The organism is Labrys okinawensis (assembly GCF_047345005.1).
Taxonomy (GTDB): Bacteria; Pseudomonadota; Alphaproteobacteria; order Rhizobiales; family Labraceae; genus Labrys; species Labrys okinawensis.
On the sequence record NZ_CP178864.1, the window covers coordinates 2,062,028 to 2,075,651 of the forward strand.

Annotated in this window: 11 protein-coding genes and 2 pseudogenes; 9 read left to right on the top strand and 4 right to left on the bottom strand. The window is 60.7% G+C overall.

The genetic code is table 11. The annotated features are described in order from the left end of the window. Window positions 1-10 precede the first annotated feature (10 nt). Window positions 11-907 carry a LysR family transcriptional regulator gene (locus ACMDCR_RS09770; protein WP_413992341.1) on the bottom strand — a complete coding sequence of 299 codons (897 nt, stop codon included), beginning with the start codon at window positions 905-907 and terminating at the stop codon, window positions 11-13. A 104-nt stretch (window positions 908-1,011) separates the two neighbouring features. On the opposite strand from ACMDCR_RS09770, the gene ACMDCR_RS09775 reads away from it, so the two are divergent. From ACMDCR_RS09775 to ACMDCR_RS09805, 7 genes are all read left to right on the top strand, one after another. Beyond that, window positions 1,012-2,187 (top strand): GlxA family transcriptional regulator, encoded by a 1,176-nt coding sequence (locus tag ACMDCR_RS09775; RefSeq protein ID WP_413992342.1) that lies wholly within the window; start codon window positions 1,012-1,014, stop codon window positions 2,185-2,187. A gap of 160 nt (window positions 2,188-2,347) precedes the next feature. Then, window positions 2,348-2,686: a hypothetical protein gene (locus ACMDCR_RS09780; RefSeq protein WP_413992343.1), complete on the top strand. Its 339-nt coding sequence runs from the start codon at window positions 2,348-2,350 to the stop codon at window positions 2,684-2,686. Window positions 2,687-2,824: 138 nt separating this feature from the next. Then, complete coding sequence (panC, locus tag ACMDCR_RS09785; RefSeq protein WP_413992344.1) at window positions 2,825-3,697, top strand: pantoate--beta-alanine ligase; 873 nt, start codon at window positions 2,825-2,827, stop codon at window positions 3,695-3,697. Between the two features lie 20 nt (window positions 3,698-3,717). Beyond that, the gene (locus tag ACMDCR_RS09790) at window positions 3,718-5,289 is read left to right on the top strand and encodes a Re/Si-specific NAD(P)(+) transhydrogenase subunit alpha (RefSeq protein WP_413992345.1); all 1,572 of its coding nucleotides are present in this window, start codon (window positions 3,718-3,720) and stop codon (window positions 5,287-5,289) included. A 10-nt stretch (window positions 5,290-5,299) separates the two neighbouring features. Then, complete coding sequence (locus ACMDCR_RS09795) at window positions 5,300-6,736, top strand: NAD(P)(+) transhydrogenase (Re/Si-specific) subunit beta (RefSeq protein ID WP_413992346.1); 1,437 nt, start codon at window positions 5,300-5,302, stop codon at window positions 6,734-6,736. 31 nt (window positions 6,737-6,767) lie between these two features. Then, window positions 6,768-7,646 (top strand): alpha/beta fold hydrolase, encoded by an 879-nt coding sequence (locus ACMDCR_RS09800; protein ID WP_413992347.1) that lies wholly within the window; start codon window positions 6,768-6,770, stop codon window positions 7,644-7,646. A gap of 167 nt (window positions 7,647-7,813) precedes the next feature. After that, window positions 7,814-8,980 carry an aminotransferase class V-fold PLP-dependent enzyme gene (locus ACMDCR_RS09805; protein WP_413992348.1) on the top strand — a complete coding sequence of 389 codons (1,167 nt, stop codon included), beginning with the start codon at window positions 7,814-7,816 and terminating at the stop codon, window positions 8,978-8,980. A gap of 99 nt (window positions 8,981-9,079) precedes the next feature. On the opposite strand, the pseudogene ACMDCR_RS09810 reads toward ACMDCR_RS09805, so the two are convergent. Next, window positions 9,080-9,421 (bottom strand): annotated as a pseudogene (locus ACMDCR_RS09810) (FAD-dependent oxidoreductase); the annotation flags it as partial. A gap of 87 nt (window positions 9,422-9,508) precedes the next feature. Between ACMDCR_RS09810 and ACMDCR_RS09815 the strand changes: the two are divergent. Beyond that, a pseudogene (locus tag ACMDCR_RS09815) lies at window positions 9,509-10,270 on the top strand (ISL3 family transposase); the annotation flags it as partial. Window positions 10,271-10,611: 341 nt separating this feature from the next. Here ACMDCR_RS09815 and ACMDCR_RS09820 read toward each other — a convergent pair. Then, on the bottom strand, window positions 10,612-11,523 hold the full coding sequence (locus tag ACMDCR_RS09820; RefSeq protein ID WP_413992349.1) for a DUF1932 domain-containing protein: 912 nt from the start codon (window positions 11,521-11,523) through the stop codon (window positions 10,612-10,614). Beyond that, the gene (locus ACMDCR_RS09825; RefSeq protein ID WP_413992350.1) at window positions 11,520-12,449 is read right to left on the bottom strand and encodes a 5-dehydro-4-deoxyglucarate dehydratase; all 930 of its coding nucleotides are present in this window, start codon (window positions 12,447-12,449) and stop codon (window positions 11,520-11,522) included. Before ACMDCR_RS09825 ends, ACMDCR_RS09820 begins: the two co-directional genes overlap by 4 nt. Window positions 12,450-12,580: 131 nt before the next feature. On the opposite strand from ACMDCR_RS09825, the gene ACMDCR_RS09830 reads away from it, so the two are divergent. Then, entirely contained in the window at window positions 12,581-13,591 is a 1,011-nt protein-coding gene (locus ACMDCR_RS09830; protein ID WP_413992351.1) for a substrate-binding domain-containing protein, read from the top strand. Window positions 13,592-13,624 lie beyond the last annotated feature (33 nt).

A 13,624-nucleotide genomic window follows, 5' to 3' on the forward strand; every position in this document is an offset into this window, starting at 1 on the left:
GGACCGGGCGCTAGGAAACCGCGGCGCGCAGGCTCTCGCGAAGCCAGCGAATTGCGGGATTACGGTCCTGGCGACGGTGCCAGTAAACGTTCCACGCGAATGTCGAACTGGAAAAAGGAAGGTCACAAGCCACGAGTTTGGGATCGGCAAGTGCCAGGTAAAGCCGTTCCGGCATAACCGAGACCAGGTCTGTTTCGCGAAGGATTTGCGGCACGACAAGCCAGTGCGGCACATTTAGAACAACCGCACGTTTTTTGGCGCTCGCAACAAGAATATCGTCAACAAAACGAAGATCGGTTGGTGATATGGAAACTCTAACGTGCTTTGCGGACAGAAAAGAATCGATGAATGGCTTGTTTAGCGAGAAAGGATGACCTTTGCGCACAATGCAAACCATTCGATCGTTCATAATCGTCTCTGACAGAATTGTTGCTCCATGCGACAGGCCGAAACTGATTGCAATATCGATTTCATCACGCTCCAGGGCATCTACGGTGCGATCGGGAGAAAGGTGAACGACGTCGAGCGAGACGCGGCTTTTCGGCAAGTCGAAGTGCTTGAAGAAAGACGGCAAGACCAACATGGCCAAGACATCTGATAGACGAACGCGAAAGTTCCGCTCCGTCGTGGAGGGGTCGAAGTGCTGATCGGGCTCAAAGACGCGCTCAATCTGTCGAAGAACACCGCGCACAGGTTCGATGAGTTCGAGCGCGCGGCTGGTTGGCTGCATGCCGCTAGGGGTGCGCACCAACAATTCGTCGGCGAACACGACCCGCAGCCGACGCAAGGCGTTGCTGGTCGCCGGCTGGCTGAGGCCGACTCTGTCCGCGGCTCGCGTGACATGCTGCGTCGACATCAGGGCATCGAAGACCACCAGCAGATTGAGATCGATGCTGCGAAGGTTCATGGCGCCGTACCAGTTAGTTGTTTGGTGAATGAAGGGCTATGTGTCATGCGCAAGAAGAATGTGCAAGACGCTGAGCCGTCCATTGTGAAAATGGGAGTGGGTCGTTGATCGACGCCCTGTTCTATCCCCGAGCATCTCGAGCTGCGCCGACGCGGGCCGACACGTCCGTTCGCAGTTTTCGCGAGGACCCCGCCCCGGACGTCACGTTGGCGTCTGGTAGTCCGGTGACCGAGCTCATTGTCGTGCTGCTGCCCGGCTTTTCACAGCTTTGTCTGGCATCCCTGATCGATCCACTTCGGCTAGCCAATTCCCTGTCACGCACGACGATATTTGGCTGGATGATCATCAGCCTTGACGGGAACCCAGTCGAATGCTCGAGCGGTATTCCGATCGGAGTGCACGGCAACATCCTCGATGCCGAAAAGTCGCTCGGCGCTCGCCAAAAACTTGTGCTGTGCGCGGGCGAAGGCGTTGAGCAACTCGACAGCGCTCAGCTCAGAGGCCCGCTGCGCCGTGCCGAGCGCGCCGGCGTGCCTATCTATGCGCTTGGCACCGCGACTTGGCTGCTTGCCGACGCCGCCGTGCTGCGCGCGACTAGGTGTACCATCCATTGGCGCTGGATGGCGGCACTCTCCGAGACATTCGAGAACCTCGCGATCGATGATGCTCTCTTTGTGCGTGACGGCCAGATCGTGACTTGTGCTGGGGAGTTCGCGACCTTCGATCTGGCGATCAGCCTCATTCAACAATTTGGGGATGCCTCGCTCGTTCGCAGTGTGTGCCAGCATGTTACCGCTGACCGGTGGCGCGATGGATCGAGTTGCCAATCGGTCCCGCCCGGCCTGCGCTACGCCGGTGTCGCCAGGCAGCTGCTGCCAATCATCAAGCTGATGGAAACGCACCTCGAGGATCCGCTCTCTCTCGACGATATCGCGCGCAGAGTTTCGCTCTCGCGCCGGCAGGTCGAACGGCTATTCGCGCGACATCTTTCGCGCACGCCCGGTCAACACTATATGGCCCTGCGTTTGGGCAAGGCCCGTCGGCTGATCGAGCTCACCAGCATGCCGATCACCGATATCGCGTTCGCCTGCGGCTTCGTCTCGACGTCGCATTTCCCCAAGACGTTTCGAGATCATTTTGGTCTGCTGCCCAGCGCCATTCGCACTTCGACACGTGAAGCCGGCAGCGTCGAACTGCGGGCCGTGGGAAGCGCCCTTGATGCTCCAGTCGTGGTGAAAAGCCTCGGGCGTTCCTCTCGTCTACAGCGAGTCGCAAGATGATCCCCGACATCAATTTGGTCAGTCGCGCCGGTCCTCATCGCATTGCGCGCGCGATACACAGCCTCGCTGTCGGAGCTGATTTTTCACCATTGATCGGACTGGTGATCTCACCTCAGTTTTGCGGGCCAAGTCGGTGCCACAATTTACGAAAGGGAAGACAATGGCGCACGTCCTAATGATTGGCGCAAGCGATATCGGGCTTTCTTTGCTCGGCCGGTGCTTTGCAGTCTCAGAATACCGAGATGGCCTGATCGAGCCAGGCATCATTGATCGGATCCTGCCGAGCAAGGGCTACACCTTCTCGGTGGTTGAGCCAGTGAATTGCGCACGCCTGAAGGCGGCTAGAATTGGTGCAATAGCTTATGCTTCGCTTGTCACGCTTTTGAGGCCTAATCTTGGGTTGGCCGAGTTCTCTGAGCTGGGAATGTTTTGCGCAAGGGACAATATGTCACTCGCAGTCGATCAGCGTTGTGAAGAAGAAGCGCTGGTGGACTGGTGAACGTTTCACATCGTGCTTTAGCCGCTCGCATGTCGAGCCCCGCCGGCGCGATACTGGTCGAGGCGACGACCGGCTCATTGCAACCGGACTAGTTGCCTTCGTCACACTGCGCCGTTCCAACGTTCAGGAGCTTGTTTGATGCCCTTTGCGATCGTTCGCACGGTTTCGAAGCTACGCGACACCGTCAGCGGTTGGCGCCGAGCCAATCTTCGCGTCGCGCTGGTGCCGACAATGGGCGCGCTGCACGAAGGCCACTTGAGCTTGGTTCGCGCGGCATTCGAAAGCGCCGACCGCGTGATCGTCACACTGTTCGTCAACCCCACGCAATTCGACAGCCAGACCGACCTGGCAGCTTACCCGCGGACCGAGGATGACGATGTCGCGAAACTGCTCCCGACAGGAGCGCACGTTCTTTACGCATCGTCAGCGGCCGAAATCTATCCGGCGGGCTTCGCGACATCCGTTTCCGTTTCGAGCGTCAGCGCAGGATTGTGCGGAGCGTTCAGGCCCGGTCATTTCGATGGTGTCGCGACTGTCGTCACAAAACTGCTTCTTCAAACCGGCGCCGACATCGCTTGTTTCGGAGAGAAGGATTTCCAGCAGCTCAAGGTCGTCACGCAACTCGTGCGCGACCTGGATATTCGGGTCACGATAGTGGGATGCCCGACCATTCGAGAGTCCGACGGTCTGGCGCTTTCGTCGCGTAACACCCGTCTTGACCTTCGAGCGCGGCGCATCGCGCCGGTATTCCATCAGGTTTTGAAAGACGCCGCAAAGCGCCTGCTTGCTGGTGAGCCGGTGCCATACACGCTGACCTGGGCGCGATCAGCCATCGTCGGGTGTGGTTATGATTCAATCGAATACCTGGAACTAAGAGCGGAGGACGATCTCGCACCGGCCTCGGGCCTCGAGAGGCCGGCGCGCTTGATCGCGGCGGCTTGGCTGGCTGGCGTGCGCTTGGTCGACAACGTCAAGGTTGAGAGCGACGGACCGTTGGCGCTCATCCACTGAAGTGGCAGAAGGGGGATTTCATGAAGATCGGCGCGCTTAAGGAAAGATATGCGGGCGAGACCAGGGTAGCAGTAACGCCATCTTCGGCGGCCCACATGGCAAAGCTCGGACACAAGATCTTCATCGAGGCTGGAGCGGGCGTCGCTTCGGGCTTCAGCGACGCCGATTACGAGAAAGCTGGCGCGACGGTGGCGACGTCGGCGGGCGCCCTGGTAGACGTAGCGGACGTGCTGGCCAAAGTGCGCCAGCCGACCGAAATCGAGCTCGGACAGATGAAGGAGGGCCAAACCTTGATTTCCTTCTTCTACCCGAGCCAAAGCGAGGCGCTTCTGAAGCAGGCGCAGAAGCGCGGCGTGACCGTCATCGCCATGGACATGGTGCCGCGTATCAGCCGTGCCCAGAAGATGGATGCGCTCTCCTCCATGGCCAATATTGCTGGCTACAGGGCCGTCATCGAGGCGGCGAACAATTTTGGCCGGTTCTTTACCGGCCAGGTGACGGCCGCGGGTAAGGTGCAGCCGGCCAAGGTCCTGGTCATCGGCGCTGGCGTTGCTGGACTTGCCGCGATCGGCGCGGCCCGTGGTCTCGGCGCCATCGTGCGCGCCTTCGACGTACGCCCTGAGGTCGCCGAGCAGATCGAATCGATGGGCGGGGAATTTCTGTTCCTCGACTTTTCGGACCAACAGGACGGTGCCTCCACGGGTGGCTACGCGGCGCCCTCGTCGCCGGAGTTTCGCGCCAAACAGCTTGAATTGTTCCGGGCTCAAGCCCCGGAGGTGGACGTGGTGGTCACCACGGCGCTGATCCCTGGGCGCGACGCACCGAAACTTTGGACCGCCGACATGGTGGCGGCAATGAAGGCTGGCTCGGTCGTCGTCGATCTCGCCGCGGAGCGCGGCGGCAATTGCGACCTGACGGTCCCGGATCAGAAGATCGTCACCAACAACGGCGTCACCGTCGTCGGCTACACGGATTTCCCAAGCCGCATGGGAGCCCAGGCCTCTGAGCTCTATGCCAACAACGTCCGGCACTTCGTCGCCGATCTCACGCCAGCCAAGGACGGCGCTATCAAGCACAACATGGAAGACGACGTGATCCGCGGCGCGACCGTCACGCATGAAGGCGAGATCACCTTCCCGCCGCCGCCACCGAAGGTCGCCGCGATCGCGGCGCAGAAGCCGAGGGAAAGGCCGAAAGAAGTGACTGCGCAGGAGAGGCGCGTGAGGGAGCGCGCCGAATTCCGGGCGCAATCGCGCTCGCAATTTACGCTGCTCGTCCTCGGCGCCGGACTGATGGTGCTCGTCGGGGTCTACGCGCCGCCGAGCTTCCTCGCCCACTTTATCGTGTTTGTGCTGGCTTGCTTCGTCGGCTTTCAGGTGATCTGGAACGTTAGCCACTCCCTGCATACGCCGCTGATGGCGGTGACCAATGCGGTCTCAGGCATCATCATTCTGGGCGCGCTGCTGCAGATCGGGCTGGGTTCCAGCTGGGTAATCGTGCTTTCCGCGATCTCGGTGCTGATTGCTTCCATCAACATCGTTGGCGGCTTCCTCGTCACGCGGCGAATGCTTGCAATGTTCCAGAAGTCGTAAGGGGATCGGCATGGAAATCGGACTCACTTCTGCGGTCTACGTCGTCGCGGCCATTCTGTTCATTCTGTCTCTAGGCGGCCTGTCCGGGCAGGAAAGCGCCAAACGCGCCGTGTGGTACGGCATCATTGGCATGGCCCTGGCTGTCGCGGCGACGTTGTTCGGCGCGGGCTCTGGAAATTGGCTGGTGACGATCGTGATGATCGCCTTCGGAGCGCTGGCGGGCTGGTATGTAGCCAACCGGGTTCAGATGACTGAGATGCCGCAGCTCGTCGCTGCACTGCATTCCTTTGTCGGTCTGGCCGCGGTTTTCATCGGCCTCAACGCCGAGATTGCTCTCATGGACATTTTGGCCGTCCGTAGCGCGGGCGGGAACGAAGCTTTCACGGGCTTCGCCGCCGTGCTTGCGCACAAGACGCCGGCGGAGATCGCGATGCTGAAGGTCGAGGTCTTCCTCGGCGTCTTTATCGGCGCGGTCACCTTCACGGGTTCGATCGTCGCCTTCGGCAAGCTCGCTGGCAAGATCGATGGCAAGGCGAGGAAGTTTCCCGGTGGCCATGTGTTGAACGCGGGCGCGGCGTTGATCTGCCTTGCGCTTGGGATCGCCTACTGCATGGGCGCGGGAATTTGGTCTCTGATCGCGATAGCGCTGTTCGCCGGTTTCATCGGCTGGCATCTCATCATGGGGATCGGCGGCGCCGACATGCCGGTGGTGGTGTCGATGTTGAATTCCTATTCGGGCTGGGCCGCGGCGGCCATCGGCTTCACGCTTGGCAACGATCTCTTGATCGTCACCGGCGCGCTGGTCGGTTCATCGGGTGCGATCCTGTCCTACATCATGTGCAAGGCTATGAACCGCTCCTTCGTCTCGGTCATCCTGGGAGGGTTCGGCGCTGCTCAGCAGTCAATTGCGCAGATAGAGGGCGAGCAGGTGGCGATCGATGCCGACGGTGTTGCCGCCGCGCTCAACGACGCCGAGAGCGTCATCATCGTGCCGGGCTACGGCATGGCAGTCAGCCAGGCACAGCAATCTGTCAGTGAACTGACACGCAAACTCCGCGGCGCCGGCAAGGAGGTGCGTTTCGCGATCCACCCGGTTGCCGGCCGCCTACCTGGACATATGAACGTGTTGCTCGCGGAGGCAAAGGTGCCCTACGACATCGTGTTGGAGATGGATGAGATCAACGAGGATTTCCCGAACACCGACGTAGTCATCGTCATTGGCTCCAACGACATCGTCAATCCAGCCGCGCAGGAGGATCCAGCGAGCCCAATCGCTGGCATGCCGGTCCTGGAGGTCTGGAAGGCCAAGAACGTGTTCGTCTCAAAACGCGGCCAGGGCACGGGTTACTCGGGCATCGAGAACCCGCTATTCTTCAAGGAGAACACGCGGATGTTTTATGGCGACGCCAAGAAGTCGGTCGACCAGCTCATTCCAATGGTGGTTTGATCTGTTTGGAGCTGCCTTCAGGAGCCGAGATTTGAAGGACGGAAGACCACTTCAGGAGGAGCGTGTTTTAGAGTCCTTAGAGCACTACTATGCCGGTCTGCTGACGAACGCGGAAGCGACCGCGCGTCAGTATCGAATGCCGTCGGTCCCCGGCGACATCGTCTACTGGGAATGGGGCGCATCCAGAGAAACTACTGCAATCCTGGTCCACGGCGGATCCGGTAGTTGGCTTCACTGGTTCCCAATCGTCGAGCAGTTAGCACCGAGACATAGGGTGATCGCTGTGGACCTCCCCGGGTTTGGCGAGTCGACGACATCGCGGATCGCCAGAATTGATCAGGTATCAGATGGCCTTGGATTATTGCTCGGCGCGGCAGGATCGAAACATACAGAAATTGTTGGCTTTTCCTTCGGCGCGGTTGTCGCCGCTATGGCGCTGGACGCGCTCAACTGGCCATTCAGGCTGCACGTCGTGTCCCCGGCGGGTTTCGGATCATCGGCAATCGATCAAAACCGCTTTGTGCCCTGGAAGAGTGCCAAGACGCCAGAGGGTCGATTGTCCGCACATAGGAGAAACTTGGTGGCGGGCATGGTTGCTTGCGGGGACTATGCGACACCAACCGTTGTGATGGCCTACGCCCGGGCGGTGGAAGCTGCCCAGTTCGACAGCCGGCAAGTCTCCTATTCGCGACGCTTCGAAGCTCTATTACCAATGGCGCGGATCGCATCTGCGACATGGGGCGGTTCGGACGCATTTGCCGGGGCAGATCTTCCGCGACGGGTCAAACTTTTTCGGGAAGCGCATCAGAGTGTGCCCTGGTTCGTGGTCGAGAAGGCTGGACACTGGTTGCAGCTGGAGGAGTCCGCTTTCGTGGCCGATTGGCTGCTGGAGCACGCCTTTGCGGAATGACGACGACCAGCGTTCGTTATCGGCCTGTGAAAAAGGTTCTCCCTGCGACAAAATGAAAAATGAAGTGTCCAGGGGCTGGGCGGACAGGGTCGGAACATTGTATACATCGCCAACGCTAGACTGACGGCACCAACGTGGTGCACCGTTGAACTCAGAGGGAAGAGACGATGACTGCCTTGCTGCCGAACGTGGACCCCGACGGCCTCCTTGAATATTCTGTCGTCTTCACCGACCGCGCGCTCAACCACATGTCCCAGGTCTTCCAGGGCGTCATGCGAGACATCTCCAAGACGTTGCGGCGCGTTTATAATGCGGAGGGAGCCGGCGAGGGCGTGGCGTTGGTTCCCGGAGGTGGCACTTATGCCATGGAGGCGGTGGCGCGCCAGCTTGCCCACGGCAAGAAGGTGCTGGTTATCCGCAACGGCTGGTTCTCCTATCGCTGGACACAGATATTCGAAGCGGGCTCCATCCCCGCGGGGAGCATCGTCTTGAAGGCAAGTCAGACTGGCTCGGAACCGGGCGCGCGCCAGCAGCCGTTCAGACCTGTTCCGGTCCAAGAGGCCGTGGCCGCCATCGAAGCTGAACGGCCAGATCTCGTGTTCGCGCCGCATGTTGAGACCGCCTCCGGCATAATGTTGCCTGACGAGTACATGAAGACAATCGCCGACGCGGTGCACAAGGTTGGGGGTCTTTTTGTGCTCGACTGCATCGCCTCCGGTGCCGTCTGGGTCGACATGAAGGCGATCGGCGTCGACGTGCTAATCTCGGCGCCGCAAAAGGGTTGGAGCGCATCGCCCTGCAGCGGCATCGTCATGTTGAGCGAAGCCGCCAAGGGGCAGGTGAAGGACAGCGCCAGCTCCTCCTTCGGCTGCGATCTGAAGAAGTGGCTCGAGATCATGGAAGCCTACGAGAAGGGTGGCCATGCTTATCATGCGACCATGCCGACGGATGCGCTGCGCGGCTTCCGCGACGCCATGATTGAGACCGAGGCGAGGGGCTTCGACAAGGTGAGGACAGCGCAGATCGAGCTCGGCGCTCAGGTGCGCAAGCTTCTTGCACAACGCGGTTTCGCCAGCGTTGCGGCTTACGGCTTCGCGGCACCCAGCGTCGTCGTCTGTTACACTGATGATCCCGGCATCAAGTCCGGCGCCAAATTTGTCGCTGTCGGTCTGCAAACAGCGGCAGGTGTGCCACTCATGTGCGACGAGCCCAGTGACTTCCAGACCTTCCGTCTCGGACTCTTCGGTCTCGACAAGCTGGCCGACATCGACCGCACGGTAGGCAACCTTGAACGCGGCCTAGACCAGGTGTTGGGCACGGCAAACGTTCGGTAGCCGGACGAGCTGGATCAAAAGCCACCCTGTAAAAAGGGCGGCTTCACTAGCGTTCAGACGACCGTGCTTCCACTGATCTAGCGGTGATCTCAAAGCCTACTAAGCCGGCGGCGGTTGGAACGCGGACTCGTGGGTTTCCGCTCCAAAGTATCTTGCGATCGCCAGATCGGTTGCGTCGATTTCCGGCTTCTTTCCGCCGACAAGATCGCTGATAACACGTGCCGACCCGCAACTCATCGTCCAGCCTAGCGTGCCGTGACCTGTGTTGAGGAAAAGTCCAGCAATCTTCGTCGGGCCGATGGCCGGCGTGCCGTCCGGAGTCATCGGCCGCAGTCCTGACCAGAACGAAGCCTTGGTGACGTCGCCGCCCGGGAAGAGGTCCGTGACGGAATGCTCCAGCGTCCGCCTGCGCGCCTGGCCGAGATCGTTTGTGTAGCACGAGTGTTGATTTCCACTGAGAAGTGGCTCTGACTCAGATTTGCTGCTGTTGCTGGCGACGCTTGTGCTGATTCACCGGAGGATCAGCTTATGCGCCATCGATTTCAGCGCGCGGGCCTCGCGCCGGACGGCTTTGTAATGGATTCAGTGAAGTTCGTCGGGGAGAGCGTTCAAATCCAGTTGCGACCACGCTTGCCCACCGGGATTTGCCCTGCCTGTGGCCGACAAAGCCGGCGCGTTCAAAGCCGATACGTGCGTCGACCTGCGGATCTGCCCCTCGGCGGTCGGCGAGTTGAGTTGACGATCGTGGCGCGTCGGTTCTGGTGTGACGCCGTTCTGTGCGGGCGGCGCATCTTCTGCGAACAATTCGAGGACGGCGTGTTGGCCCGTTATGGTCGGCGCACCCAGCGGCTGGAGACGATCGTCCACCACCTTGGTTTGGCGCTCGGTGGTAGACCCGCGGCGGCCTTTGCCAATCGCCTCATGATGCCGGTGAGCAATGACACGCTGTTGCGGGTGGTTCGTCGGCGTATTGCTGATCAGAACGATGAGCTCACTGACATAGGCATTGACGATTTTGCCTTCAGGCGCGGACAGACCTACGGAACAATCGTTTGCGACCTGGAGCGGCACAGACCTGTCACCCTGCTGCCGGATCGAGCATTGGATACGTCTCGGGCATGGCTCGCCCAGCATCAGTCCATATCCATCGTCGCTCGCGATCGCGGCGGCGGCTATGGTGAGGCCATCGCCAAGGCCTTGCCGGATGCTGAGCAGGTCGCCGACCGTTGGCACCTGATGGAGAATTCCAGCCGGGCATTTCTCGATGCCGTCGGCAAGTCCATGCGCCAGAAGGTCCAATTGCGACGTCCGAAGGACATGCACCTAGGCCAGTCGGAAGGTCAGATGTGAGAAATCCGCATGTCCTATTTGATGAACGGGACGTGAAACGAAGGCGGTGCCACATGGCCCTACCACCGTGCCCGTCTTCAACTCTATCGCAATTTTGGGGCATTGAAGGTCAGTTGCCCGCGCAAACCCCCTGGAGAGCTTGGGCGAGCGGATCGTGCAAGAAATCCCGACCGCCAGACTGCCGAATCGACGTCCGCTTCGCAATTGTGAAGCGCTTCTCGGCCTCCAGACGGGCCGAAGTCGAAGCTATTGCCTGAAGCACGGGAGCGGAAAGAGAGAGATCATCCTCGAAGCGCATTGGCGCAACATTGCCCTTCGGGACGGACGCGATAGGCGCAAGCGAGGAAATCTCGAGTATCGACGCTTGTTGCGATCTGGCCGAACACCTTCGCGATGGCCGCGTAGATCATTCCTGCTTGAGAGTCCGCACCGAGATAATCGGATATCTCGGCCATTTCCGATGTCCAGCGCTGCGCCTTCGGCAGCATGTTCGGCACGGATTTGGAGAAGGAGTCGAGCAGCCCAGACTGGGACCGGGCCAATTCCGCGGTCAGGCTTTCGTCGCATTGCTTCCGTTGCGCGGCAATAGCCGCCATAGTGGCAATCGCGATCAGCCCTTTTGTGATCGCGGCGTAGCTTAGCTTCAGTGCCGATGCAGCCCCGAGACCCGCATCCATCACGGTTATCTGCAGTCCGAGGTCTCCCACCTCGGCGAGAAGGCCGGCAGCCGGGCCGGAGGCATAAAGCGTCGGGCCTGGAGTATCGACGGACCAGTTAGCAAGGCCGATGATACCGCCGTCGATCAGGGTCATGCCGGCGGCGGCGAGGCGATCTGCGATGCACTGGAGTTTTCCGGGCGAGATCGCATTCCATTCGCAGTAGACTGGCTTGCGGGCGTGGGATCGGCAGATTGAAGCGACGCGCTCAGCGAGTGGGGCCGCGGCTTCGGACGGGACGACCGAGAAAAAGAAATCAGCGCCGCCAATCTCGTCTTCCGCAACGATCTCGATCCCGGCCTGCCGGGCGCGCTCCACCGAGGCGGCGCTCCGCGGGGGGAAGGTCACAACATGCTGGCCTTGGGCGATCATCCGGCGCGCCAATGCCACACCCATCTCGCCGACGCCGGCGATGGCTATCGTTCTCATCATCTCATCAGCCTTTCCGCCGTTAGAAAATACGGTCCGCCACGTCACGCCGCTAGACCGGCAGTCGATTCTGTTAGCGCTTCCAGCGCCGCGTATTCGGCAGGGGTAATATCGGCCAGCGGTGGGCGGGTCGGGCCGGCCCCACGTCCGACGATCCTAGCCCCGGCGCGCAAGATGGTGACCGCATAGCCAGGCGTGTTGCCGCGGATCGCGGTATAGGGCAGGAAGAAGTCCCGCAGGATCCGATCCGAAACAGCACGGTCTCCCTCGGAAAGCGCGCGGCGGAAGGCCGTCGCGATACCCGGCACGAAATTGAACACGCCCGAAGAATAGGTCGGGATGCCAAGGCCGGCATAGGCATAGGCGAACATTTCGGCCGTCGGCATCCCATTAACGAACAGCAGGCGGTCTCCCAGGGTGGACCGGAGCGCGACCAACACTTCAATGTTGCCATGGCCGTCCTTGATCCCAACTAGGTTGCGACAGGCCTCGGCCAGTCGCTTGACGGTATCCGGCGCCAGGTCGCAGGTGCCGCGGTTGTAGACCAGCACTGGAAGCCCGACGCTGTCGCAGACGGCGCGCACGAAGTGGAACAGGCCCTCCTGCGTGGCGCGGGTGAGATAGGGGGGCATCACCAGAAGGCCGTCGGCGCCGCCCGCCTCCGCCCGTCGGGCCATTTCGATTGCCAGTGTGAGATTGTAGCCGACCGAAGCGACGACGGGGATCCCTGTCGGGCGGCTCTCGATCGCTGTCCGCAGCAGGGCGTCGAGTTCCTGCCCGTCCAGCGAGAAGAACTCGCCCGCGCCCGCGCACGGGAAGATGGCGGCAGGATCGAACCCGCTCAGCCAGGCGAGGCGCTGGGCATAGCCGTCGAGGTCGACATGACCGTTGGCGGTATAGTCGGTGATTGGAAAGGATAGGACGCCCCCTTGCAGACGTGCAGCGAGGCCTTCGCTGATCTGATTGCAGCCCACGCTTCCTCCTCCCCTTCAAATGGCCAGGCCCTGCCGTCCAGCAGATCAAACTGGCTTGACATTTGTGCATAATGCATTATGCACAAAATCACAAGTGGGTAGGGCCGGGATGTAGTCAGGGAGGAAAAGCAATGAAATTTGCCGTCACGCCGACGATCGTCGCGTTCAGTGTGTTATCCGCGGTTTGGGCATCGCCGGCCGGTGCCGATACCGCAACAAAACGAATTGCATTCTCAGTCAACTACGCCGGCAACACGTTCAGGCAGCAGATGATCAAAGCGTTCGAGGATGTGGCGCAGAAGGCTTCGACCGACCATATCATCGGCGGCGCCAAGGTCTTCGTGACATCCCAGAATTCGGTCACTGAACAGGCGGCCCAAGTCCGCAGTCTGATCCTCCAGGGCTACAACGCGATCGTCATCACCGCCGCCTCGGGGGATGCGCTAAACGGGTCGGTTAAAGAGGCCTGCGACGCTGGCATCTTCGTGGTGACCTTCGACGGACTCGTCTCGGCGCCCTGCGCCTATAAAATCGAGGTCGACTACCACAGGCTCGGGCTGATGGAGGGCGAATATATGAAGGCCCATCTCCCGGCTGGCAGCAACCTGCTCCAAGTACGCGGTATCGCCGGCATCCCTGCCGAGCAGCAGATCAGCGACGGCCATTTCGATGGGCTGCAGGGCTCCGACCTGAAGGTCGTCGGCACGATCTACGGCCAATGGACGCAAACGGTGGCGCGCAAGGAAATCGCCGCGATTCTGCCGACCCTGCCGAGGATCGCCGGCGTGTTGACAGAGGGCGGTGACGGATTCGGCACTGCCCAAGCCTTTGCGGATGCCGGTCGGCCGGTGCCGCTCATCTATTTGGGCAACCGGTATGAGGAGCTGAAGTGGTGGAAGGAACAGCGCGACGCCAACGGCTACGAGACGCAGTCCACCGCCAGCAACCCGGCGTCCTCGACCTTGGCCTTTTGGGTCGCGCAACAGCTTTTGGACGGCGTGAAGGTGCCGATGCGTCTGCCCGACGAGTTGGTCACCGTCCAACCCTCGGATCTCGACACTTCGCTGGCCAGCCTGAAACCCGGCGAGGTGGTCAGCAAAAGGTACACGCAGAAAGACGTGATCGATCTGATCAATCGGTGAAATAACTGCGCTGACGGACAAAGATGACCCTTA

Bases quoted from the DNA above. Each gene is read 5' to 3' on its own strand.
- ACMDCR_RS09770 (WP_413992341.1), bottom strand. From the start codon at position 907: ATGAACCTTCGCAGCATCGATCTCAATCTGCTGGTGGTCTTCGATGCC.
- ACMDCR_RS09780 (WP_413992343.1), top strand. From the start codon at position 2,348: ATGGCGCACGTCCTAATGATTGGCGCAAGCGATATCGGGCTTTCTTTG.
- panC (WP_413992344.1), top strand. From the start codon at position 2,825: ATGCCCTTTGCGATCGTTCGCACGGTTTCGAAGCTACGCGACACCGTC.
- ACMDCR_RS09790 (WP_413992345.1), top strand. From the start codon at position 3,718: ATGAAGATCGGCGCGCTTAAGGAAAGATATGCGGGCGAGACCAGGGTA.
- ACMDCR_RS09795 (WP_413992346.1), top strand. From the start codon at position 5,300: ATGGAAATCGGACTCACTTCTGCGGTCTACGTCGTCGCGGCCATTCTG.
- ACMDCR_RS09805 (WP_413992348.1), top strand. From the start codon at position 7,814: ATGACTGCCTTGCTGCCGAACGTGGACCCCGACGGCCTCCTTGAATAT.
- ACMDCR_RS09830 (WP_413992351.1), top strand. From the start codon at position 12,581: ATGAAATTTGCCGTCACGCCGACGATCGTCGCGTTCAGTGTGTTATCC.